Source organism: Alloalcanivorax sp. C16-2 (assembly GCF_046507615.1).
In the GTDB taxonomy this organism is placed as follows: Bacteria; Pseudomonadota; Gammaproteobacteria; order Pseudomonadales; family Alcanivoracaceae; genus Alloalcanivorax; species Alloalcanivorax marinus_A.
On sequence record NZ_JBKFTL010000002.1, the window covers coordinates 295,260 to 317,776 of the forward strand.

The window sequence follows — 22,517 nt, forward strand, 5'->3', positions numbered from 1 at the left end:
CGTCTCCCCGGGCTCAAGCGTCCCGGCCGTGGGCCTGGCGGTGCAGCACGGAGGAAAACTCCTCGGCGAACACTTCACAATCGCCCACCAGGGATTCGGACTGGGCCGCGTAACGGTTGTAGGCCATCACCGCCGGAATCGCGGCGAACAACCCCATGGCGGTGGCCACCAGCGCCTCGGCGATGCCCGGCGCCACCACGCTGAGGGTGGCCTGGCTGACGTTGGCCAGGGCGCGGAAGGAATTCATGATGCCCCAGACGGTACCAAACAGGCCGATGTAGGGACTGGTGGAGCCCACCGTGGCCAGGAATGGCAGGTGCTTGGTCAGGCGCGACTGCTCGCGCTGCAGGGCCACCCGCATGGAGCGCTGAGCGCCTTCCATGATGGCATCGGGCCCGCGGGTGGTCTTGGACAACCGCACGAATTCCTGGAAGCCGGCGCGGAACACCGCTTCGCTGGCGGAGTCCGGATTGGGCTTCTTACGGACCTGGTTATAAAGGCTGGACAGATCCTCACCGGACCAGAACTTCTCCTCGAAGGCGCGATCGGCGCGGCGCGCACGACCCAGAATCCGGTAGCGGTTGACGATCATGTACCAGGAAATCAAAGAGGCCAGCAGCAACACCGCCATCACCGCCTGGACCACCGGCCCGGCATTGGTGACTAGCGACAGGATCGACATGCTGGACGATGCGTCATCCATTTACCCCAACTCCTCGACTTGAGCCTTGAACTTTGCAAACAAGGGCTTCGGCAGCGCCTTGGGCTTGATGCCATCGGCGCTCACGCAGGCCACCTTGATCTGCGCCTCGCACAGCAGTTCCCCATTCCGGGTCACCGATTGGGCGAACAGCAGGGTGGCGCGGCCCAGATGCGTTAAACGGGCGCTCACCCGCAGGTCATCGTCGATCCGGCCGGGCTTGTGATAACGCACCTGACAGGAATGCACGACGAACTGAAAATTCTCTTCCGCCAGGGCGTAATGCTGATACCCCAGCGAGCGCATGAATTCGGTTCTCGCCCGCTCCATGAACTTCAGGTAGTTCACGTAGTAGACGATGCCACCGGCGTCAGTGTCTTCGATGTAGACGCGAACGGGTAGGACAAATTCCGAAGTTGGCGAAGATTTTGCACTCATTTAAACAAATCACCTTCCCGGCTCGGAGCGCGCAGGCCGAAGTGACGCCAGGCATGGTTGGTCACCTGTCGTCCGCGCGGGGTGCGCTGAATGAAGCCCTGCTGAATCAGGTAGGGTTCCACCACCTCTTCCAGGGTGCCGGCGTCCTCGTTAAGGGCGGCGGCCAGGGAGTCGAGCCCCACCGGACCGCCATCGAACTTGTGCATCATCATGTTCAGCAGGCGGCGGTCGGTGCCGTCCAGGCCATGGCTGTCCACTTCCAGCATGTCCAGGGCACTTTCCGCCACCGGACCGGTGATGCGGCCATCGCTTTTTACCTGGGCATAATCACGCACCCGGCGCAGCAGGCGGTTGGCGATGCGTGGCGTGCCCCGGGCGCGACGGGCCACTTCGCGGGCACCGTCGTCGTCCACCGCGATGGCGAGAATCTCGCAGGAGCGGGCGACAATGCCCGCCAGGTCGTCAACGTTGTAGAACTCCAACCGCTGAACGATGCCGAAGCGGTCGCGCAACGGCGCGGTGAGCAGACCGGCGCGGGTGGTGGCGCCGACCAGAGTGAACGGCGGCAGGTCCAGCTTGATGGAGCGGGCGGCGGGGCCCTCGCCGATCATGATGTCGAGCTGGTAGTCCTCCATGGCGGGATAGAGGATCTCCTCCACTACCGGGGACAGCCGGTGGATCTCGTCCACGAACAGCACGTCACCCTCCTCCAGATTGGTGAGGATGGCGGCCAGGTCGCCGGCTTTTTCCAGCACCGGCCCGGAGGTCGACTTGAGTTCCGAGCCCATTTCCCGGGCGATGATGTGCGCCAGGGTGGTCTTGCCCAGCCCCGGCGGACCGAAAATCAGGGTATGGTCGAGCGCCTCGCCACGCCCGCGCGCGGCATCGATGAAGATCTCCAGGCGCTCGCGCACCTTGGGCTGGCCGTGGTAGTCCGCCAGGCTGGCGGGACGGATGGCGCGGTCCTGCTGGTCCTCGCGGCCATCCACGGCATCGGCGCTGATCAGGCGGTCATTGTCCATGGGAAATCACCTTGCCAGAGTTCGCAGGGCCCGGCGAATCAGTTCCTCGCTACCGGCCTCGCCGTCATCGGCGGCGCGCCCCACCGCGGCGGCCGCTTCCTTATTACGGTAGCCCAGAGCCTCCAGGGCGGCGATGGCGTCGGCGCGGGCGTCCGGCGCGCCGTCCAGCACCACCGGCCCGGGCAGGCGCGCCGGCCCGCCCTCCAGCTTATCCAGCCGGTCGGACATTTCGATGACCAGCCGCTCCGCGGTCTTCTTGCCGATGCCAGGCACCTTCACCAGGGAGGTGGTGTCCTGGTCACGGATACAGGCCGCCAGCCGGTCCGCCTCGATGCCGGAAAGGATCGCCAGAGCCATCTTCGGCCCCACGCCGTTGACCTTGATCAGGCTGCGGAACAGTTCGCGCTCGTAGCGGCTGGCGAACCCGAACAGCAGTTGGGCGTCCTCGCGCACCACGAAATGGGTGTGCAACAACAGCTCGCCACCGGCTTCGGGCAGGTCGTAGAACACCGTCATCGGCGCCTCCACCTCGTAGCCCACGCCGCCCACGTCCAGCAGCAGTTGGGGCGGTCGCTTCTCGATGAGTATGCCTTTCAGTTGTCCGATCATGGCTGCCTGATCACCGTATCCGTCCGCGCCGCACCGCCGTGGCGCCGCCCAGCCGCGCCAGGGACACGCGCATGTGCGCGTGGCACAGGGCAATGGCCAGGGCGTCGGCGGCGTCCGATTGCGGGCGCTTTTCCAGTTTCAGCAGATGGCGCACCATTTCCGCCACCTGCGCTTTTTCCGCGCCACCGCGCCCCACCACCGCCTGCTTTACCTGGCGGGCGGAATACTCGAACACCGGCACGCCGCCCTGCACCACCGCGGTAAGGGCGGCGCCACGGGCCTGGCCGAGTTTCAGGGCGGAATCCGGGTTGCGGGCCATGAACACCTTTTCGATGCTCACTTCGTCGGGCCGGTGCAGGGCGATCACCTGGCGCAGCCCGGCGAAAATCTCCCCCAGCCTCGGCGCCATTTCGGCACCGGTGGTGTGAATGGTGCCGAAATCCACCGCCGTGGTGCGATTTCCCACCTGCTCGATGATCCCGTAGCCGGTGTGGCGCGAGCCGGGGTCGATGCCCATCAGAATGGTCATGGTGCGCCTGTGGCCGCTCTATAAAAAAGGCAGGTCTATCTAACCTGCCTGCTGTTCTTATGTCCAGTAGGAGTGACCGAGGTATCGCGACTCGCGACTAAAGTCGCTCCTACAATGGCATTCTCGCCGTAGAAGCGACCGGGCGGCGTACCGCTTTAGTCGCGAAAGGGTTATTCTTCGTCCGGCCAGTTGGCGTTGGTGTAGACGTTCTGGACATCGTCCAGGTCTTCCAACAGGTCGATCATCTTGCTCACCGTCTCGGCGGTGTCGGCGTCCAGGTCGGCGCGGGTGGAGGGGCTCATGGTGACTTCCGCGTCCGCCGGCTCCAGGCCCGCTTCGCGCAGGGCGTCCACCACCTCGCCGAAGCTCTTGTCCGGCGCGGTGATCACCAGATAGCTGCCGTCCTCGTTCTCTTCCACGTCCTCGGCGCCGGCCTCCAGGGCCGCTTCCATCAGCTTCTCTTCGTCCACGCCGGGTTCGAAGAACAACTCGCCACGCTTGGTGAACAGGAAGGCCACCGAACCGCTGGTGCCCAGGTTGCCGCCGAACTTGGAGAAGGCGTGACGCACCTCGGAGACGGTCCGGTTGACGTTGTCGGTCATGGTTTCCACCAATACCGCCACGCCGTTCTTGCCGTAGCCTTCGTAGGTGATCTCCTCCATGTTGGAGGTGTCGTCACCGCCAGCGCCGCGCTTGATGGCCCGGTCGATGGTGTCCCGGGTCATGTTGTTGCCGAGCGCCTTGTCGACCGCGGCGCGCAGGCGCGGGTTGTCGTTGATCTCCGCGCCGCCCATGCGGGCGGCGACGGTGATCTCGCGAATCAGTTTGGTGAAGATCTTGCCCCGCTTGGCGTCCTGAGCCGCCTTACGGTGCTTGATATTGGCCCATTTGCTATGACCGGCCATAAATAACCTCCGCTTGCACGCAACACGCTTGCATGCTCGCACGCTGTTGATCGAGGCCCGCGGTTTTAGCGTGCCGGCGTGATGCGTGCAAGCGTGTCAGCGCCTTAATTATCGTCCTTACGAACCTGGATACCCACTTCCCGAAGCTGCTGATTATCCACCGGCGACGGCGCGTCGGTCATCAGGCAGGCGGCGGTCTGGGTTTTCGGGAAGGCGATCACGTCGCGGATCGATTCGCCGCCGGTCATCAGCATCACCATGCGGTCCAGGCCGAAGGCCAGGCCGCCATGGGGCGGCGCGCCGTATTTGAGGCCATCCAGCAGGAAGCCGAATTTCTCGTCCGCTTCCTGATCGCTGATGCCCAGCGCCTCGAACACCGCCCGCTGCATGTCCGGACGGTGGATACGGATTGAACCGCCGCCCAGCTCGGTGCCGTTGAGCACCATGTCATAGGCACGCGACAGGGCGCCTTCCGGGTTGCTCTTGAGCTCTTGCGGATCGCACTTGGGCATGGTGAACGGATGGTGCAGCGCGTAGTAGCGGCCGTCCTCCTCCTCGAACATGGGGAAGTCCACCACCCACAGCGGCGCCCACTCGCCCTGGGCCAGGCCGCGTTCGTGGCCGACCTTGACGCGCAACGCGCCAATCGCCTCGTTGACCACCTTGGCCTTGTCGGCCCCGAAGAAAATCAGATCGCCGGTGGCCGCGCCGGTGCGCTCCAGGATGCCCTGGATCGCCTCCTCGGTGAGGAACTTGAGGATCGGCGACTGCAGCCCCTCGGCACCGGCGTCCAGGTCGTTGACCTTGATGTAGGCCAGGCCCTTGGCGCCATAGATGCCGACGAACTTGGTGTACTCGTCGATTTCCTTGCGCGACAGGTCACCGCCACCGGGCACCTTCATGGCCACCACCCGGCCTTTCGGGTCCTTGGCCGGGCCGGCGAACACCTTGAACTCCACCCCGTCCATCAGGTCGGCGATGTCGATCAACTCCATGGGCACGCGCAGATCCGGCTTGTCGGAGCCATAGCGACGCATCGCCTCTTCATAGGTCATGCGCGGGAATTCGGGCAGCGTCACGTCGAGCATGTCCTTGAACACGCTTTTCACCATGGCCTCGGTGATCGCCATGATGTCCTCCTCCTCGACGAAGGACGCCTCCAGGTCGATCTGGGTGAATTCCGGCTGGCGGTCGGCACGCAGGTCCTCGTCGCGGAAGCACTTGGCGATCTGGTAGTAGCGGTCGAAACCGGCCACCATCAGAAGCTGCTTGAACAGCTGCGGCGACTGCGGCAGCGCGAAGAAACTGCCGGCGTGGGTGCGGCTCGGCACCAGATAATCGCGGGCGCCTTCCGGGGTGGCCCGGGTCAGGATCGGCGTTTCCACGTCCATGAAACCCTGGCCTTCCAGATGGGCGCGCACCGCGTGGGTGAGCCGCGAACGGAACTGGAAGCGCTTCAGCGCCTCCGGACGACGCAGATCCAGGTAGCGGTACTTGAGGCGCACCTCCTCGCCGGCGGCGGAGTATTCGTCCAGCTCGAACGGCGGCGTCTGGGCTTCATTGAGGATGGTCAGGCTCTTGCCCAGCACCTCGATGTCACCGGTATCCATGCGCGGATTGCGAACCGCCTCGTCGCGCAGACGCACCCGGCCTTCAAGCTGGAGCACGTATTCGCCGCGCACCTTGTCGGCCAGGGCGAAGGCGTCCTCGGTGTCCGGATCGAACACCACCTGCACCAGGCCGGTGCGGTCGCGCACATCCAGGAAGATCACCCCGCCGTGGTCGCGGCGGCGGTGCACCCAGCCACACAACCGTACCGTTTCCCCGTCGTGGGAGGCCCGCAAATCACCGCAATAATGGCTTCGCATTTCCACTGTCCGTCGTTGTATCCGATGAGACCACCGCCGGGCGCCGCCGGGGGTGGCTGAAAAGGCGGCCTAGTATAGCGATTCGGGGTTGGACCTGCTAACCCCGCGCCAGGCTGCCCTCATGAATGCCAATCCGTGCCGAAACACACAAAAAATAGGGTCTGGACGCCTTGTACCCGGGTTTTGCTTGGCATATAACTGGATGCGCACCCAATCAGAGGCTCCCTATCCCGGGGCGCTCCTGACAGGCAAGCGAACATTCATTCATCGCAGGAAGTCACTAACCTAAGGGGTAAGCGATCCTATGGCTGCAAAGAAAAAAGCGGCGAAGAAGGCCGCCACGGCATCCACCACGCGTCGGGTCAAGGCCATCGCCGAGCCGATGACCAAGTCCCAGATCATCACTCAGATCAGCGACAAAACCGGTCTCACCAAGAAGGACGTCAACGGCGTTTTCGATGAGCTGACCGAAATCATGGAAGGCCATCTCAAGAAACGTGGCGGCGCCGGCCAATTCACCCTGCCGGGTCTGTTCAAGGCGGTCACCCAGAAGAAACCGGCCACCAAGGCACGCAAGGGCATCAACCCGTTCACCGGCGAGGAAACCACCTTCGCCGCCAAGCCGGCGCGCACCGTGGTCAAGGTACGCCCGCTCAAGAAACTCAAGGATATGGCGCAGTAATGCGGAGCCGGGCCGGCGTCCGCGCCGGCTCGGAAATCCCCGCCGGCACCCGGGCCGCCCCAGCCGAACCCCCTTCCCCGACACCCGCCCGCCCCTGGCGGTGTCAATCGAACCGTCCCGCACCTATAATCTCCGGCCCCGAATCATCAGGCTGGACCAAGGTATTTCCATGGCTGAACGCAAGGACAAACAAAAAGTCATCGGCGAGCCGATGACCGACGAGCAGATCAAGGTGTTCCTGGACTTCCCGCCGGAAGATGGCGAGAACCCGGATTTCCACGTTCTGCTCAAGGCCTACCGCGCCCTGCGCGTGGAGGACTTCGAACGCTTCGTGGCGTTCTTCCAGGAACAGGGCCGCGATCTTCGCGCCACCGACACCCAGGGCCGTACCCTGCTGGACATCGTGCGCGGCCACGGCAAGAGCGAACCGTTCGTGGCCATCCTCGAACGGGCCGGCGCCTGACACCGGCGGCACCATGGGCTTTTATAGCGAACGGATCTTCCCACCGCTGCTCGACCGCGCCACCCGGGCCCTGTACCGGGACCGCCAGCGCCTGATCCGCCACGCCCGCGGCCGGGTACTGGAAATCGGCGTCGGCAACGGCGCCAACCTGCCGCTCTACGGCGACGCCGCCACCGAGATCCACGGCCTGGAGCCGGACGTTGCCCTGCTGGCGCGGGCCGGCCGCGCCCGCGACCAGGCGCGGTCACCGGAACGCTTTCATTTGCTGCAAGGCGACGCCCACCAGTTGCCCTACCCGGACGGCCACTTCGACACCGTGGTCGCCTGCCTGGTGCTCTGCACCATCCCCGACCCGGCCCGCGCCGCCCGGGAAATGCGCCGCGTGCTCGCCGACCACGGCGAGTTGCTGGTGCTCGAGCACGTCGCCAGCCACCGCCCCCGCGTACTCCGCTGGCAACGCCGCCTCAACCCGGTGTGGCGCCACCTGGCCTGCGGCTGCCAGCTTGACCGTCCCACCGCCGACACCCTCGCCGCCGCCGGCTTCGACCTCGCCGGCACCCGCGTCTTCGACCACCCCAAAATCCCCGGCCTGGTCCAGGAATTCCTCGAAGGCACCGCCAAACCCCGATAACCGCCCCTGCCGCCACCATACCCGCGGTTTCATACGCCACATCCCAAACCGCCGAGCCATGCATCCGCCGCCCAGGAAAGGAGCGTAGCCGCCGAAGTTCACCTCGGAGCGTCCAGGTGTGGCCCCCTGGATAGAACAACAGCCCGCCCAGAAGTCCGCTGCGACAAAACGCCACACGCCCCCACCCCGAACCCGGCTACAATCCCCCCCATGACCACCTACCCCAACCCGCACAGAACCTGGCGACGCCGCCTGATCGCCCTGCGCAGCCTGCTGGTGGTGTGCCTGGCGCTGGCACTGCTGACCCTGCCACGCTTCTCCCCGGATCTGTTGCCGCCACCGGCTCTGCTAGCCGGTCTTGCCGCCCTGCTGCTGCCCAGCTTGCTGGCGGTGTGCACCCTGAACCTGACACCGCCCCGGCAACGGCTCATGCTGGGGATCGAACTGGCCCTGGACCTGCTGCTGATGCTCGCCCTGGTACGGCAACTGGGCGGCGCCGCCAATCCGCTGTCCTTCTATTTATTGGTGCCCCTGCTGCTCGCCGCGCTGACCCTTCCCCCCAGGGCGGCCTGGTCGCTGCTGGCGATGACCCTGCTCGGCTATACCGTGGTGGGCCTGTGGCACAGCGCGCCGGCCCCGCACTCCACCCTGCACGCCCTGAGCCGTGAGCTGAGCCCCACCCATGGCCTGGGCATGGCGGTGGTATTCGCCGCCCTGGCCGTGGTGCTGACCCTGCTGGGCCAGGTGATCCAGTCCCTGAGCCGGGAACAGCAACGTCAGCAGGAACGGCTGCTGGAACTGGCCGGCCGCCGGGAACGGCTCTACCAGGTGGCCGCCACCCTGGCCCACCAGGCCCATGAACTGAACACGCCGCTGAGCAGCCTGGTGATGCTGGCCGACAACGCCGGCCAGGAACCGGGCCTGCCCGATGCCACCCGGGAAGACCTGGCGCAAATCGAAACCCTGGCACGGCGGCTGGCGGACCGGCTGCGCCAAACCGACACCAGCGAACCACCGGAGCAATGCCATTATCAGGAACTCGGCGAGCGGTTGCGCCAGCACCTGCGGCACCTGTGCCCGACCCTTACCCTGACCGTGGAAGGCTCCCAGAACACCGAATTCCAGGACGCGCCGGCCTGGTTCCGGGTACTCGCCAACCTGGGCTATAACGCCATCGACGCCGGCGCCGAACACCTGGTGCTGCGGCTCGAGAATGATGGGCGCCGGGCCCTGCTGCAGGTCAGCGACGATGGCCCACGCCACGAACGCAACCGGGACCGCGAAGGCCTGGGCATCGGTCTGGCGCTGGTGGAAACCACCCTGGCTACCCTCGGCGCCACCCTGGCCCTGGATTTCCATCACCAGTGGAGCCAGGCCCGGATTATGTGGAGCCCGGAGGCACCCACCCATGACCACGCCTGAATCCCTGCTGCTGCTGGAAGACGACGACCTGCTGGCGAACCAGACCCGCCGCGCCCTGGCCCGCCACGGCTGCGAAACCCACTGGGCCGCCGACCTGGAACAGGCCCGGCGGCTGCTCGACGCGTTGCCGACCCTGGACGCGGCGGTGCTCGACCAGAATCTGGGCACCGACAACGGCCTGGACCTGATCACGCCGCTGCTGGACCGTTTTCCCGATTGCCGGGTCATCGTGCTCACCGGCTACGGCAGCATCGCCGCGGCGGTGGCCGCCACCCGACGGGGCGCCCACAACTACCTGACCAAGCCGGCCAGCGTCGGCGATATCCTCGACGCCCTGGAGCGCGATCCCTCGGACCTGGACAGCCTGCCGGACGCGCCCCCCTCCCTGCAGCGCCTGGAATGGGAACACATTCAACGGGTTCTTGACGCCCACCGGGGCAATATCTCCCGGGCGGCGCAAGCGCTCGGCATCCACCGCCGCACCCTGCAACGGCGCCTTAAAAAACGCCCCAGCCCGACGCATTTCCAGCGCGATTGAACGTTGCCCGGGCTTGCTCCAGGGCAGCGCCGTACCGACAATGTGGTGTTTCCCCCACGGACCGGGACCAAGTAAGGCGGTCGATGAGCAGTTTTCACAGCCAGGCATTCCTGACGGCATTGATTTTTCTGGGCAGCCTGGCGTTGACCTCGCCGGCCCGTGCCGATGAGACCCCCGGCCTGATCTTGAAAGGCGACCCGCCAGAAGCGGTGGCGGCCAACATCCGCACCCTGGTGGACCTCGGTCGCTACCCCTGCCGGCCCGGCCCCGGCCAGCAAACCCTGATCCGCCGCCAGGTACGCGACGACGCCCGAGGCGCCCTGCAGGCCCTGGGGTTCTACCAGCCGCGCCTGACCCAGGACTACCAGGCCGCCGACCAGGAACACTGCTTTCGCCTGACGCTGACCGTGGACCCGGGCCCGCCGACCCTGGTGGAAACCCTGGACGTTGCATTGAGCGGCGACGCGGCGAACGATCCGGCGTTCCAGCGCGTGCTCGACGAAAGCCCCCTGCGCGAAGGGGAACGCCTGCGCCACGATCAGTACGAAAGCCTCAAACGCACCCTCCAGCAGCTGCTGATCAACCGTGGCTACGCCGAAGGCGTTCTCAGCCGCCACCGGCTGGAAGTGGACCGCGACCGCCATCGCGCCCGGGTGGTACTGCACGTGGACAGCGGCCCGCGCTACCGCTTCGGCGAGGTGAGCCTCGCCGGTGACGCCCAGCTCAACGACACTCTGCTGCGCGCCTACCTGAACTTTCAGTCCGGTGAGCCGTTCAGCAACGAGCGTCTGCTGACCACCCAGCAGGCTTACCTGGGGGCCGGCTACTTCAGCGCGGTGCGCGTGGAGCGCGGCGAACCCGACCAGCAACGGCACACCATCGACGTGACCGTGCATTTCAGCCCGCGCAACGAATGGGCGCTGCTGGCCGGGGCCGGCATCAGCACCGATACTGGCCCGCGTCTGCGTCTGGGGGTGGAGAACCGGCGCCTTAACGCCGCCGGCCACACGGCGCGGGCGGAAACCGAGCTGTCCAGCGTGCGCCAGGGGGTCGGCGCCGGCTACACCATCCCGCTCAGCGATCCGCTCAACGAGAAGCTGGAACTGCGCACCAGCTATGTCAACGAGGACACCGACACCAGCGAAAGCGAAAAACTCAGTGTCGGCGCCGACTACATCCTCAAGCTGGAATCCGGCTGGATCGCCACGCCGTCCCTGGAATACCTGCGCGAAACCTACAACGTGGCCGATCAGGTGGACCAGGCGGAGCTGGTGATCCCCGGCTTCCAGCTCAGCCGCGTCAAATCCGATGATCCGGTACACCCGCGTTTCGGCTGGCGCCTGGGCGGCAAGGTGCGCGGCGCCCACAAGGCGCTGTCGTCATCCGCCACCTTCACTCAGTACGATTTGTGGGGCAAATTGATCCTGCCGGTGTTCAAGGGCCGCTTCATCACCCGTGGCGAATTCGGCTTCACCGACGTGGTGGACGTCACCGAGCTGCCCGCCTCGCTGCGTTTCTTCGCCGGCGGCGACGCCAGCGTGCGAGGCTTCGCCTATGAATCGCTGGGCCCGGAAAATGACGACGGCGACGTCACCGGCGGCCGCCACCTGCTGGTGGGCAGCGTGGAATACGACTACCCGATCACCGAGCGCTGGAGCATGGCGGTGTTCTCCGACGCCGGTAACGCCTTCAACGATTTCGACGACTATGAGATCCGCCGCAGCGCCGGCTTCGGGGTGCGCTGGCGCTCGCCGCTGGGGCCGATCCGGGTGGATCTGGCCCGTGGCGTCCAGGAACACCGCGACTGGCGCCTGCACCTGAGCATGGGGCCGGACCTGTGAAGCGCATCCTGCTGATCGTACTGATTGTCCTGCTGGTGCTGCTGGGTGCTTTCCTGGGCCTGCTCGGCACCCGGCCCGGCAACCTCTGGCTGCTGGAGCGGGCGCGTCCCTATCTGCCCGGGGAACTGACCGTGCACAACTGGCGCGGCAGCCTGCTCACCGGCGTCACCCTGGAGCGGCTTCATTACCGCCAGGGCGAAGGCGACCAGACTCTGGAAGTAACTCTCACCGACCTGGATCTGGAAGCGGCCCCACGCCAGCTCTGGTACGGCTGGCTGCACCTGCGCCACCTGCGCGCCAGCGGCCTCACCCTGACCCTGCCCGCCGGCGCGCCGGCGGACCCGGATGCCCCGCCGTTCGCCCTGCCCGATTCGCTGGCACCGCCCCTGGGCCTGCGCGTGGACACCCTGCGCCTGGGCCGCTTCACGCTCACCGGCGAGTCGCCGCTGGTGATCGACCACCTGCGCGGCGACGACCTGGCCGCCCGCAGCGAGCTGGCGGTGGCGGACCTGGCGCTTACCGTGGCGGACACCCGCCTGCGGGCGGCGCTGCAAGGGCAACTCGAACAGCCCTACCGAATGGAGGGAGAACTGGACTGGCGACGCCCGGCGACGACCGATGCCGATGCCGATGCCGATGCCGATGCCGATGCCGATGCCGATGCCGATGCCGATAATGGCACCACCAGCGCCGGCCCCCTGCAAGGACACCTCACCCTGGCCGGCACGCCGCAGGCGCTTACCGTCACCCACGACCTGACCGCCCCGGCGCGACTGCGCAGCGAGGGTGAGCTGGGCTACCGGAATGGCACCGTGCACCTGGACCTGACGCACCGCTGGCCGGCCCAGGCGCTGCCGCTGGGCACACCGGTGCCGGTGTCCCTGGGCGCCGGCCACCTCACCACCCGGGGCGACCTGGACCGGGTGGACCTGGACGGTGCCGCCGATCTCACCGCCGACGGCCATCCCGTGCGCGTGGAGGTGGCCGGCCAGGCCGGACTGCGCGACGCAAGCCTGACCCGGTTGGCGATCACCAGCGGCAAGCAAACGCTTTCCTTGCAGGGGCAACTGAACTACGCCGACGGCCTGGCCTGGGACCTGGAGGCCAGCGGCCAGCATCTTGACCCGGCGCTGCTGGCACCGGCCTGGAACGGGGATCTGGCCCTGGACGCGCACACCAAGGGGCATTGGCGAAGCGCCGATGACTGGAGCCTGGGCGCCGACCCGCTGCGCCTGCAAGGCACCCTCAAGAACAGCCCGCTGACCGTCACCGGCCGCGCCCGCCAGCCCGCCGGCGGCGACCTGATGATCACCCTGGATGGCCGCTGGGGCGAGGACCGGCTGCGTGCCCGGGGCAGCGTGGGCGACCGCTGGAATCTGGATGGCAGCCTGGCGGTGGCGCGGTTGACCCGTTGGTACGCGCCGGCGCGAGGCGCCCTGAGTGCCGACTGGCGCCTGCGTGGCCCGCTCAAGGCGCCGCGCCTGAGCGGCACCGCCGAGGGCCGCGAGCTGGCCTACCAGGACTGGCACCTGGCAGGTTTGCGGGCACGCTTCCAGGACCTGACCCCGGCGGATGCGCCGCTGTCACTGACCCTGGACGGCGGCGAACTGAGCCAGGCCGGCGTCACCCGCCTGGACCGGCTCGGCCTGGCCCTGGAGGGACGCCGCTCCGATCACCGTTTGACCGTCTCGGCGGAGGCCGACCAGGCACGCACCGAGCTGACCCTGGAAGCGGCGCTGGACAATACCAACCGCTGGCGTGGACGGCTGCTGGACTGGCGCCTGGAGGAGCCCCGGGTGGGGCGCTGGGCGCTGCGTCAGCCGGCGGCTTTCCAGGTGGCGGCCGACCGCCAGTCCCTGGAGACCCTGTGCCTGGCCGGCGAACACAGCGAGGGCCGCCTGTGCCTGGCCGGCAGCCACCGCGGTGGAGCCCTGGATGGCGACCTCGACATCGAGGCCCTGCCCCTGGCGCTGGCGGAGCCCTGGTTGGGGGAAGGCCTGAAGCTGCGCGGCCAACTCAACGGCAGCGCCCGGGTGGACGGTCGCGTGACGGCGCCCAGCGGCCAGTGGCGGTTGAGCCTGGACGGCGCCGCCATCACCCTCACCACTCTGGAGGAACCCACCACCTTCGAATTGGCCACCGCCCGCCTGGAAGGCAAGCTGGCCGACGGCCGCCTCGACAACCGCCTGGACCTGGTGGTCACCGACCAGGGCGAACTGCACGCGCGCATCGGTACCGGCCTGGACGCCAACGCGCCCCTGGAAGGCGACATTCAAATGGACGTGCCCAGTCTGGCGGATCTGGCGCCGCTGATCCCCCGGGTCGGCGAGGTGGCCGGCCGCCTCAGCGGCGATCTCAGCCTGGGCGGGCAGCGTGACCACCCGGCGGTGAGCGGCGAACTGGCGCTGCGCGACGGGCGTGCCACCGTCCCCGACCTGGGCATCACCGCCGAGCAGATCCATCTGGCCGTGCACGGTGATCCGTCCGGGGAACTGCGCCTGGACGGCGGCGCCCGCCTGGGCGACGGGGAGCTGGTGCTGGACGGCACCTGGGCTCCCACCCGCTCACCACTGGCCGTGGCCCTGACCCTGCGCGGCGAGCGCCTGCGCGTGGCCAACCGTGGCGACGCGGTGGTCTATGTCAGCCCGGACCTGACCCTGGAAGGCGATGGCGAGGTGCTGCGGCTGAGCGGCGATCTGGCGGTACCGGAAGCGGATTTAAAACCCCGGGAACTGCCGGAAAGCGCGGTTACCGTCAGTTCCGATCAGGTGCTGGTGGATGCCCGCGCGGAACAAACCAGCGGCCTGCCCCTGGCCATGGCGGTGGGCGTGAGCCTGGGCGACAAGGTGCACTTCGAGGGCTTCGGCCTCACCGCTACCCTGGACGGCGACCTGCGCGTGACCCAGCAGCCCGGCCAACCGGCCCAGCTCAACGGTGAGCTGGTGATCGTGGAGGGCCGCTACCGGGCCTATGGCCAGAACCTGGCCATCGAGAACGGTCGCCTGCTGTTCCAGGGCGCGCCGGATAACCCGGGCCTGGACATCCGCGCCATCCGCAAGATCCCCAGCGAAAACCAGGTGGTGGGGGTGCAGCTTTCCGGCACCCTGCAGCAACCGGAGGCGCGTATTTTCTCCGACCCGACGGTGGAGGAAAGCGAGGCAATGTCGTACCTGATCACCGGCCGTTCCCTGAACCGGGGCTCGGACAGCGACTCCGCCAAGGTGGCCCAGGCGCTGGCCCTGTACGGTCTGCAGAAAGGCGCCGGCGTCACCGAAAAACTCGGCGACACCCTGGGCCTGGACGAGATTTCCATCGGCAGCGACTGGGAAACCGAGGACGCCGCCCTGATGCTCGGCAAGCGGCTTTCCGAGCGGCTTTATCTGACCTACGCGGTGGGCCTGTTCGACGCCATTTCCACGGTGATGCTGCGCTACACCCTGACCCGCACCCTGCATCTGGAGGCGGAATCCAGCACCAAGGCCCAGGCCATCGACCTGATCTGGGAAAAGGAATTGCGCTAGGAGCGGTCGAACGACCGCTCCTACGACGGTTTGCCCGCCGGGATCGCGTAGGTGCCGGTCACGTGCGCCACCATGGGCGCGCTGCCCTCGCTGTAAATGCGCACCTCCAGCACCGCCGAGCGGCGGCCCAGGCGGATGATCTCCGCTTCGCCGATCAGATCCGCCGGCGCCGGCTTGCTGAGAAAGTTGATATTCAGATTCTGGGTTACGGCCATTTCCTGGCCGTCCAGGTTGGCGAGAATGGCGGCGTACATGGCCGCGTCCGCCAGGCTCATCAGGGTGGGGCCGGACACCGTGCCACCGGGGCGCACCATGGAGGCGTCGAACCGGTAGCGAACCCGGGCCCGGTGTTCGCCCACTTCCTCCACCACGACACCCTGCTCCGCCGCCGCCGGCAGGCCGCCACGGATCAGACCCTCCACCTGTTTCGCTGTCAGCATGCTTCTCTCCGCAAACGAAACCTGGAACATACGGCGGCGGACATCAGGCTGCAATCCCGGGCGGCGTTCCGCTTCAGTCGCGAAAGGCCAGCGCCGCCAGCTGTGGCCGGTGCGCCCACGTTTGACTAGAATGCCCGTTTGGCTTTCATCCATCGACTTCCACACCGACCAGGGAATCAAAACCGCTCATGCGCACCTCCCAGTACCTGCTTGGCACCATCAAGGAAACCCCCTCCGACGCCGTGGTGATCAGCCACCAGTTGATGCTGCGCGCCGGCATGATCCGCAAGCTCGCCTCCGGCCTCTATACCTGGATGCCATCCGGGCTGCGCGTGCTGCGCAAGGTGGAACGCGTGGTGCGCGAGGAAATGGACCGGGCCGGTGCCCAGGAGGTACTGATGCCGGCGGTGCAGCCGCTGGAACTGTGGCAGGAATCCGGCCGCGCCGACGACTACGGCCCGGAGCTGTTGCGCTTCACCGACCGCCACGACAATCCCTTCTGCCTGGGGCCCACCCATGAGGAAGTGATCACCGATCTGGCGCGCAACGAGCTGCACAGCTATAAGCAGTTGCCGGCCACTTTTTACCAGATCCAGACCAAGTTCCGCGACGAGATCCGGCCGCGCTTCGGCATCATGCGCTCCCGGGAATTCGTCATGAAGGACGCCTACTCCTTCCACGTCGACATGGACTCCCTGGAGCAAACCTACCGGATCATGCACCGCGCCTATTGCGCCATCTTCGATCGCCTGGGTCTGGACTACCGCCCGGTGGAAGCGGACACCGGCGCCATCGGCGGCGCCGCCAGTCACGAATTCCACGTGCTGGCGGAATCCGGCGAGGACGATATCGCCTTCTCGAACCAGTCCGACTACGCCGCCAACGTGGAGCTGGCCGAGGCTCTGGCACCGGCGGTGGAACGCCCCGCCCCGGGCGCCGACATGGAAAAAGTGGATACCCCCAAGGCGCGCACCATCGACGACCTGGTGAGCCAGTTCCAGTTGCCCATTGAGAAAACCATCAAGACCCTGGTGGTGAAAGGCAGCGAGGAAGGCGCCCTGGTGGCTCTGCTGGTGCGCGGCGACCACGAGCTCAACGACGTCAAGGCGGAGAAACTGGACGCGGTGGCCGCGCCCCTGGAATTCGCCTCCGAGGAAGAAATCCGCGCGGCCATCGGCGCCGGCCCCGGCTCCCTGGGCCCGGTGAACCTGCCGATCCCCTGCGTCGCCGACCGCGGCGTGGCGGTGATGGGTGACTTCGCCGCCGGCGCCAACGAGGACGGCAAGCACTACTTCAACATCAACTGGGAACGTGACGTGGCGTTGCCGGAAGTGGCGGACCTGCGCAACGTGGTGGAAGGCGACCCCAGCCCGGATGGCCAGGGCACCCTGACCATCAAGCGCGGTATCGAGGTGGGTCATATCTTCCAGCTCGGCACCAAGTACTCCCAGGCGCTCAACGCCTCGGTGCTGGACGAGAACGGCAAGGCGGTGGTGATGCCCATGGGCTGCTACGGCATTGGCGTGAGCCGGGTGGTGGCCGCCGCCATCGAGCAAAACCACGATGATCGCGGCATTATCTGGCCGGCGGCCATCGCTCCGTTCCAGGTGGCCCTGGTGCCGGTGAACATCAAGAAAAGCCCGCGCGAGAGAGAGCTGGCCGAGCAGCTCCATCGCGAGCTCGAGGACGCCGGCGTGGAAGTGCTGTTCGACGACCGCGAGAAGGAACGGCTGGGCGTCAAGCTGGCGGACACCGAACTGCTGGGCATTCCCCACCGGGTGGTGATCGCCGAGCGCGGCATGGACAACGGCACCCTGGAATACAAGGGCCGCACCGACGCGGAAAACACCGACGTGCCGGTGGATGGCATCGTTGATTTCCTGAAGGAAAAACTAAAGGCCTGAAACAGCAAGACGGTGCTGGTGGCAAAGCGGCCAGCGGCACCCCCTCAACGCCGGCGCGCCATGGTCTGGCTCATGGCGGCGTCGCCCTGGGCGGTGAGCCGCCACAACGGCAGGCCACGGCTGTCGGTCTCCGAGGTGCGGGTGATCAGCCCCAGGGTGCGCAACTGCACCTTGACCTGATTGAAGGCATGGCCCGCCAGCACCACATTGCGCACCGCGTGGGCCTTGGGGAAATCGGCGGTGACATTGTCCAGGGCCTGGCGGGCGATGTAATCCTCCAGGGCCTTCTGCATCACCGGCTCGGACACCGGGTTGAGCATCAGCGGCGCCACGCAGGCGAAGATGCGATTCCAGTCCAGTTCACAACTGGCCATGGCCACCTTGCAATCGCCGCCCTCGTAGACGTTGCAGGAATAATCCAGCGCCACCCGGTCGGTGCCCCGGGCCAGATTGCGCAGCGCCCCCCGCTGCGCGGCCAGCAATTCCTCCCGTTCCTTCTCCAGCTCCTCCACCCGGCGGCGCAGCGCCCGGCTGCCGGCATCGTCGGCGGCACCGGCGGAGCCCGCCTGCACCCAGCCCGGAGCCGGATACTGGCGCATTACGTCGGGCATCACCCGGGCCACCCGCTCACGCAGATCGCTTTCATCGCGCCAGCGGAAACTGAGGGTTTTGTTTTCCAATAGTCGGGCGAAGTCATCCCGGCGTACCTGACCTTCACGGGTGGGCTCGCGCACATCGTCGGGCAGGTTGAGCGGATCGTCGTGGATGAAACTCACCACCGGCTTGCGTTTGGTGGCGGCGAAGATGTACTCACGGTGGGTGTAGCTCAGCCCCAGCGGCGACAGGGTGCCGTAACGACCACCCAGCAGGATCACGAAATAATCGCTGTCGTCGATCATGCGCTGGACCACGGGCATCAGGTTGTGGCTTTCGCCGCTGTGCATGTCCATGCCCATGGGCATCAGGCCCAGGTCCAGCAGGGGCAGCATCAGTGCCTGGCGGGCGGACTGCATGTCCGGGTAGGTGGTACTGATGTACACCTGATAGCGTTTGTCGACGGTCACCCCGTTCTCCTTGCTCCGGGCCGTGCGTTGATTTTGCCGGGCCATGTATTAAAACACGCCCGGCCGGCAAAGTGTGATGCACGCCGTTTCATGCTAGCCTCTGAGCCGTCGCCAAAACCGGATGTGGATGTCATGCAGACCATCGCCTTTTACAACCTGAAGGGGGGCGTGGGCAAAACCACCACCGCCGTCAACATGGCCTGGCACGCCGCCCGCTGGAAACACCGCACCCTGCTGTGGGATCTCGACCCCCAGGGCGCCGCCAGCTTCTATCTCGGCGTCGACGACGAGGAACCGGGCTACAAGGCCGGCGGCCTGCTCAAGGGCAAGCAGCCGGTGGGCCGTTTCAAGCGCGAAACCCGCTGGCCCAATCTGGAAGTGATACCCGCCGATATCAGCATGCGCAACGCCGACGTCAAGCTGGTGGAGGCCGGCGGCGCCCGCAACCGGCTCAAACAGCTTATCGCGCCGTTCGGCGAGAGCTACGAACTGGTGGTGCTGGATTGCCCGCCCACCCTAAGCCCCCTGGCCGAGAGCATCTTCGCGGCGGCGGATTACCTGTTCGTGCCGGTGATTCCCACCCACCTGTCCCTGCGCGCCTTCCAGCAGGTGCTGGACTGGCTGGCCGACAAGAAATTCAAACATCTTGAGGTGGTCCCGTTTTTCAACATGGTGGACCGGCGCCGTGATCTGCACGTGCAGATGCTGGTCAAGCGCCCACCGGAGATGAAAAACGGGCTGAATACCTGGGTGCCCTACTCGACCCATGTGGAGCAGATGGGCGACCACCGGGCGCCGGTGGGCGAGATCGCCCCCTACACCCCCGCCGCCCAGGCGTACCGGGCCATGTGGTTCGAAATCGCCGAACGGCTCAAGCTCTGACCCGCGCGCACGGCCTGCCATTCCTTGTATAATGGCGCGCCCCGCGGCGCGCCGTTGCCGGCCGCCGGCCATTTCCGCCTCAACCGGATGATCAAGCGTGCCTATTATCGACAGCGACCGGGTGTTTCAAAGCTACGGACGTTGCTGCAACAAAGAGCAGTTCTTCATCGACTTCTATGACCGCTTCATGGCCAGTTCCCCGGCCGTGCGCGAGCGGTTCGTCAATACCGACATGCCCGCCCAGCGCCATTTGCTGCGCAACGGCATCATGCAGCTGGTGCTGCACGCCCGTGGCATGCCGCCCACCAAACTGCGCGCCCTGGGCGAAAGCCACTCGCGCCGCCAGCTGGATATCGACCCGCAATGGTACGGCCTGTGGCTGGACGCGCTGATGGAAACCCTGCGCCGCCACGACCCGCAATTCGACGCCGAGCTGGAAGCGATCTGGCGGCAGACCATCCAGCCCGGCATCGACATCATCCGCGGCGCCTACTGACGCCTCTCCTACCAGGGCGCCGCCCTAGGCGTTCCAGGGGTTGGCGCGGGCCACCAGGGTATCGACGTCCACGCCGCGCGGCAGGCTGCCGTAGTTGCGGGTGTGGCCGCTGTCCAGACGGGCGGTGATAAAGGCGTCGCTGACCGCCTCGTTGCCGGCCTTCACCAACTGCGCGGCCTGCATGGTCAGGGCCATGCGATCAACCAGATCCCGGGCCCGATACGGCAGGGCCTCGCTGTCGCCCAGTTCCTTCCTGAGAGCATTGACCGCCTTGTCGAGCACCGGATTGCGCCCCTGGGCCCCGGCCAGCTCCGCGAACCAGGCATCCAGCACCTTGGGGCTCTTGCCCATGGCGCGCAGCAGATCCAGAGCCTGGACGTTTCCGGAACCTTCCCAGATGGCGTTGATGGGCGCGTCCCGGTAGAGGCGGGCGAGAATGAAGTTCTCGGTGACGCCGTTGCCGCCCAGGCACTCCATGCTCTCGTAGGCATGGTGCGGGGTGCGCTTGCAGATCCAGTACTTGCCCACCGCCGCGCCCAGCCGCGCGAACAGCTTCTCGTGCTCATCCTCCTGGTGATCCAGGGCGCGGGCCATGCGCCAGGTCATGGCCACGGAGCCTTCCACCTCCAGCTGCAGGTCGGCGATCACGTTGCGCATCAGCGGCTGGTCCAGCAGAGTCTCGCCGAAGGCGGCCCGGTGCGCCACATGATGCACCGCCTGGGCCATCACCTGGCGCTGGCCGGAGGACGAGCCGATCATGCAGTCGAAGCGGGTCATGGCGACCATCTCGATGATCGCCGGCACGCCACGCCCCTCCTCGCCCACCATCCAGCCGTGGGCACCGCGCAGCTCCACCTCGGAGGAGGCGTTGGAGACGTTGCCCACCTTGTTCTTGAGGCGCTGCACCTGCAGCGGGTTCTTGCCGCCGTCCTCGCGCCAGCGCGGCACCAGGAAGCAGCTCAGCCCGCCGGGCGCCTGAGCCAGCATCAGGAAGGCGTCGCACATGGGCGCCGACATGAACCACTTGTGGCCCACCAGTTCGTACAGTTCGCCGGGGCCCTCGGCGCCCACCGGGTAAGCCCGGGTGGTGTTGGCGCGCACATCGGAGCCGCCCTGCTTCTCGGTCATGCCCATGCCGATGGTGAGCGCCTGCTTGTCCTGGTGACTCACGTTGCGTGGGTCATAATCCCGGGCGGTCACCTTGGCGAGCCAGCGCTCGGCGATGGACGGCGTCAGCTTGAGGCTGGGCACGGCGGCGAAAGTCATGGTGATCGGGCAGCCGTGGCCACCTTCCACCTGGGCGTGCATGTAGTACTTGGCGGCGCGCACCACATGGGCACCGGGGCCGGGATCGGTCCAGGGCGAGGAATGCAGCCCCTCGCGCAGAGCCATGTTCATCAGGCTGTGGTAGGCCGGGTGATAATTAACCTGGTCGACGCGGTGACCATAGCGATCATGGGGCTCGAACTCGGGCTTGCTGGCATTGGCCTGGTAGCCCCACTCGATCACTTCCGGCCGGGTGGTTTCATAGCCATAGCGGCTCAGGTCGCCCAGCCCCCAGTCACCGCCTTCGCGAACCACCGCTTCCTTGAGCGCGGTGTCGCCGGTGAAGGCGTCGTAGTTTTCCAGCGGCGGTGCCTGGTTGAACACCTCGTGGGTGCTGGCCAGGGGGTCCAGGTGAAGATCGTCGTGCTTGGCGTTCATGGTGCCATCCTCCCGCGCGCCGGCGGCGCGCCTGTTGTCGCGGTTGTCGGGTTGCTTCAGGAAGTCGTCACGGCGCCCACCGCGCGCAACGCGAACGCGGTGAGCTGATTCGGCAGATCGGCGTCGGCCAGGGGCGCCGACAACGGGCCCACCAGCGCTTCGGCGATGGCGCCTACCAGGGCGGCGGCGCCCAGGGCGGTGGACTGGGCTGGCAGTTCGCCCCGGGCCACACCGTCGTCCAGCACTCTTTTGTAGAGGTCCGCGTAGGCGGCCCGGTAACGCAGCCGGGCGGCATCCACCTCCGGCTCCACCGGTTCGGCGATCAGCGCCCAGGCCAGGCGCGGCGCCGCCATGGCGCGGCGGGCGAACACCCGCAGGGCGTGTTCCAGGCGCTCGGCGGCGGGGCCGTCGTGGCCCAGGGCGCGGGCCACGGCGTCCACCTCGCGGCGGGTGGCGGCTTCGAACACGGCGGCGGCCAGCGTCGCCTTGTTGTCGAAGTAGCGGTAGAGAGTGCCCACGCCAACGCCGGCGCGGTCGGCCACGGCCTGCATGGTCATGGCGGCGAAGCCACTTTCGCGGACCAGGGTTTCGGCGCTGGCCAGCAGATGGTCGCGCTGGGCGGCCTTGCGGGCTTTTACCTGGGCGGTTTCTCGATAAGCCATGAGTGGAATCCGGGTTCCGATCTTTCAAGGATTGAATCATCATTCCGGGTTTGGGGCAAGCGGCGGGTCTGGCTGGTTTTGGGTTGGATTGGGTTGGTGATTCCCTCCAGAGGGGCGCGCGGGGGTGAATCGCCGCCGCTTTGGGTGGGTTAAGGAGAGGAACCCTCCAGAAAGGATTGGCGGTTGGCTGAACCTC

The 22,517-nt window shown here is 66.9% G+C and carries 21 protein-coding genes; 10 read left to right on the plus strand and 11 right to left on the minus strand.

The features are described from left to right. Positions 1–13 precede the first annotated feature (13 nt). The 7 genes from tolQ to aspS all read right to left on the minus strand — a co-directional run bounded on the left by tolQ (position 14) and on the right by aspS (position 6,071). On the minus strand, positions 14–703 hold the full coding sequence (tolQ, locus tag ACLD02_RS11595) for a protein TolQ (RefSeq protein ID WP_203101933.1): 690 nt from the start codon (positions 701–703) through the stop codon (positions 14–16). After that, positions 704–1,138 (minus strand): tol-pal system-associated acyl-CoA thioesterase, encoded by a 435-nt coding sequence (gene ybgC, locus ACLD02_RS11600; RefSeq protein ID WP_203101931.1) that lies wholly within the window; start codon positions 1,136–1,138, stop codon positions 704–706. Then, positions 1,135–2,160: a Holliday junction branch migration DNA helicase RuvB gene (gene ruvB, locus ACLD02_RS11605; protein ID WP_410298765.1), complete on the minus strand. Its 1,026-nt coding sequence runs from the start codon at positions 2,158–2,160 to the stop codon at positions 1,135–1,137. The genes ybgC and ruvB overlap by 4 nt, the downstream gene beginning before the upstream one ends. 6 nt (positions 2,161–2,166) lie before the next feature. Then, a complete protein-coding gene (gene ruvA, locus ACLD02_RS11610) occupies positions 2,167–2,769 on the minus strand; it encodes a Holliday junction branch migration protein RuvA (RefSeq protein ID WP_203101927.1) in 603 nt (200 codons plus the stop codon). 10 nt (positions 2,770–2,779) lie between these two features. After that, entirely contained in the window at positions 2,780–3,298 is a 519-nt protein-coding gene (ruvC, locus tag ACLD02_RS11615; protein WP_410298766.1) for a crossover junction endodeoxyribonuclease RuvC, read from the minus strand. 170 nt (positions 3,299–3,468) lie between these two features. Next, on the minus strand, positions 3,469–4,203 hold the full coding sequence (locus tag ACLD02_RS11620) for a YebC/PmpR family DNA-binding transcriptional regulator (protein WP_203101923.1): 735 nt from the start codon (positions 4,201–4,203) through the stop codon (positions 3,469–3,471). A 104-nt stretch (positions 4,204–4,307) separates the two neighbouring features. Then, positions 4,308–6,071, minus strand: a complete 1,764-nt coding sequence (gene aspS, locus ACLD02_RS11625; RefSeq protein ID WP_203101921.1) for an aspartate--tRNA ligase — start codon at positions 6,069–6,071, stop codon at positions 4,308–4,310. Positions 6,072–6,375: 304 nt separating this feature from the next. Here aspS and ACLD02_RS11630 point away from each other — a divergent pair, with 304 nt between their 5' ends. The 7 genes from ACLD02_RS11630 to ACLD02_RS11660 all read left to right on the plus strand — a co-directional run bounded on the left by ACLD02_RS11630 (position 6,376) and on the right by ACLD02_RS11660 (position 15,169). Then, complete coding sequence (locus ACLD02_RS11630; RefSeq protein ID WP_203101919.1) at positions 6,376–6,753, plus strand: HU family DNA-binding protein; 378 nt, start codon at positions 6,376–6,378, stop codon at positions 6,751–6,753. A 169-nt stretch (positions 6,754–6,922) separates the two neighbouring features. Continuing rightward, on the plus strand, positions 6,923–7,216 hold the full coding sequence (locus tag ACLD02_RS11635; protein WP_203101917.1) for a PA4642 family protein: 294 nt from the start codon (positions 6,923–6,925) through the stop codon (positions 7,214–7,216). Positions 7,217–7,229: 13 nt separating this feature from the next. Then, positions 7,230–7,847, plus strand: a complete 618-nt coding sequence (locus ACLD02_RS11640) for a class I SAM-dependent methyltransferase (protein WP_203101915.1) — start codon at positions 7,230–7,232, stop codon at positions 7,845–7,847. A 210-nt stretch (positions 7,848–8,057) separates the two neighbouring features. After that, positions 8,058–9,269 (plus strand): sensor histidine kinase, encoded by a 1,212-nt coding sequence (locus ACLD02_RS11645; protein ID WP_410298767.1) that lies wholly within the window; start codon positions 8,058–8,060, stop codon positions 9,267–9,269. Beyond that, positions 9,256–9,807, plus strand: coding sequence for a response regulator transcription factor (locus ACLD02_RS11650; RefSeq protein ID WP_410298768.1), 552 nt, complete (start codon positions 9,256–9,258; stop codon positions 9,805–9,807). Before ACLD02_RS11645 ends, ACLD02_RS11650 begins: the two co-directional genes overlap by 14 nt. A gap of 83 nt (positions 9,808–9,890) precedes the next feature. Continuing rightward, positions 9,891–11,648: an autotransporter assembly complex protein TamA gene (locus tag ACLD02_RS11655; RefSeq protein ID WP_410298769.1), complete on the plus strand. Its 1,758-nt coding sequence runs from the start codon at positions 9,891–9,893 to the stop codon at positions 11,646–11,648. After that, positions 11,645–15,169 (plus strand): translocation/assembly module TamB domain-containing protein, encoded by a 3,525-nt coding sequence (locus tag ACLD02_RS11660; RefSeq protein ID WP_410298770.1) that lies wholly within the window; start codon positions 11,645–11,647, stop codon positions 15,167–15,169. Before ACLD02_RS11655 ends, ACLD02_RS11660 begins: the two co-directional genes overlap by 4 nt. A 20-nt stretch (positions 15,170–15,189) precedes the next feature. Here ACLD02_RS11660 and ACLD02_RS11665 read toward each other — a convergent pair whose 3' ends face one another. Further along, positions 15,190–15,609: a PaaI family thioesterase gene (locus ACLD02_RS11665; protein WP_203101904.1), complete on the minus strand. Its 420-nt coding sequence runs from the start codon at positions 15,607–15,609 to the stop codon at positions 15,190–15,192. Between the two features lie 188 nt (positions 15,610–15,797). Between ACLD02_RS11665 and ACLD02_RS11670 the strand changes: the two genes are divergently transcribed. Then, positions 15,798–17,513 (plus strand): proline--tRNA ligase, encoded by a 1,716-nt coding sequence (locus ACLD02_RS11670; RefSeq protein WP_410298771.1) that lies wholly within the window; start codon positions 15,798–15,800, stop codon positions 17,511–17,513. A 44-nt stretch (positions 17,514–17,557) separates the two neighbouring features. Here the strand turns inward: ACLD02_RS11670 and ACLD02_RS11675 are convergent, their stop codons facing one another. Then, the gene (locus tag ACLD02_RS11675; protein WP_410298772.1) at positions 17,558–18,577 is read right to left on the minus strand and encodes a DUF4062 domain-containing protein; all 1,020 of its coding nucleotides are present in this window, start codon (positions 18,575–18,577) and stop codon (positions 17,558–17,560) included. 132 nt (positions 18,578–18,709) lie between these two features. Between ACLD02_RS11675 and ACLD02_RS11680 the strand changes: the two genes are divergently transcribed. Both ACLD02_RS11680 and ACLD02_RS11685 read left to right on the plus strand, forming a co-directional pair. After that, a complete protein-coding gene (locus ACLD02_RS11680) occupies positions 18,710–19,459 on the plus strand; it encodes a ParA family protein (RefSeq protein ID WP_203101898.1) in 750 nt (249 codons plus the stop codon). Between the two features lie 97 nt (positions 19,460–19,556). Beyond that, on the plus strand, positions 19,557–19,955 hold the full coding sequence (locus ACLD02_RS11685) for a globin (protein ID WP_238400889.1): 399 nt from the start codon (positions 19,557–19,559) through the stop codon (positions 19,953–19,955). A gap of 24 nt (positions 19,956–19,979) precedes the next feature. Here ACLD02_RS11685 and ACLD02_RS11690 read toward each other — a convergent pair whose 3' ends face one another. Next, positions 19,980–21,659 carry an acyl-CoA dehydrogenase family protein gene (locus ACLD02_RS11690; RefSeq protein ID WP_410298773.1) on the minus strand — a complete coding sequence of 560 codons (1,680 nt, stop codon included), beginning with the start codon at positions 21,657–21,659 and terminating at the stop codon, positions 19,980–19,982. Positions 21,660–21,715: 56 nt separating this feature from the next. Beyond that, positions 21,716–22,321 (minus strand): TetR/AcrR family transcriptional regulator, encoded by a 606-nt coding sequence (locus tag ACLD02_RS11695; protein WP_203101894.1) that lies wholly within the window; start codon positions 22,319–22,321, stop codon positions 21,716–21,718. Positions 22,322–22,517 lie beyond the last annotated feature (196 nt).

Bases quoted from the DNA above. Each gene is read 5' to 3' on its own strand.
- ruvC (WP_410298766.1), bottom strand. From the start codon at position 3,298: ATGACCATTCTGATGGGCATCGACCCCGGCTCGCGCCACACCGGCTAC.
- ACLD02_RS11695 (WP_203101894.1), bottom strand. From the start codon at position 22,321: ATGGCTTATCGAGAAACCGCCCAGGTAAAAGCCCGCAAGGCCGCCCAG.
- tolQ (WP_203101933.1), bottom strand. From the start codon at position 703: ATGGATGACGCATCGTCCAGCATGTCGATCCTGTCGCTAGTCACCAAT.
- ACLD02_RS11680 (WP_203101898.1), top strand. From the start codon at position 18,710: ATGCAGACCATCGCCTTTTACAACCTGAAGGGGGGCGTGGGCAAAACC.
- ruvB (WP_410298765.1), bottom strand. From the start codon at position 2,160: ATGGACAATGACCGCCTGATCAGCGCCGATGCCGTGGATGGCCGCGAG.
- ACLD02_RS11670 (WP_410298771.1), top strand. From the start codon at position 15,798: ATGCGCACCTCCCAGTACCTGCTTGGCACCATCAAGGAAACCCCCTCC.
- ACLD02_RS11665 (WP_203101904.1), bottom strand. From the start codon at position 15,609: ATGCTGACAGCGAAACAGGTGGAGGGTCTGATCCGTGGCGGCCTGCCG.
- ybgC (WP_203101931.1), bottom strand. From the start codon at position 1,138: ATGAGTGCAAAATCTTCGCCAACTTCGGAATTTGTCCTACCCGTTCGC.
- ACLD02_RS11650 (WP_410298768.1), top strand. From the start codon at position 9,256: ATGACCACGCCTGAATCCCTGCTGCTGCTGGAAGACGACGACCTGCTG.
- ACLD02_RS11640 (WP_203101915.1), top strand. From the start codon at position 7,230: ATGGGCTTTTATAGCGAACGGATCTTCCCACCGCTGCTCGACCGCGCC.
- aspS (WP_203101921.1), bottom strand. From the start codon at position 6,071: ATGCGAAGCCATTATTGCGGTGATTTGCGGGCCTCCCACGACGGGGAA.
- ACLD02_RS11690 (WP_410298773.1), bottom strand. From the start codon at position 21,659: ATGAACGCCAAGCACGACGATCTTCACCTGGACCCCCTGGCCAGCACC.
- ACLD02_RS11635 (WP_203101917.1), top strand. From the start codon at position 6,923: ATGGCTGAACGCAAGGACAAACAAAAAGTCATCGGCGAGCCGATGACC.
- ACLD02_RS11620 (WP_203101923.1), bottom strand. From the start codon at position 4,203: ATGGCCGGTCATAGCAAATGGGCCAATATCAAGCACCGTAAGGCGGCT.
- ruvA (WP_203101927.1), bottom strand. From the start codon at position 2,769: ATGATCGGACAACTGAAAGGCATACTCATCGAGAAGCGACCGCCCCAA.
- ACLD02_RS11645 (WP_410298767.1), top strand. From the start codon at position 8,058: ATGACCACCTACCCCAACCCGCACAGAACCTGGCGACGCCGCCTGATC.
- ACLD02_RS11630 (WP_203101919.1), top strand. From the start codon at position 6,376: ATGGCTGCAAAGAAAAAAGCGGCGAAGAAGGCCGCCACGGCATCCACC.
- ACLD02_RS11655 (WP_410298769.1), top strand. From the start codon at position 9,891: ATGAGCAGTTTTCACAGCCAGGCATTCCTGACGGCATTGATTTTTCTG.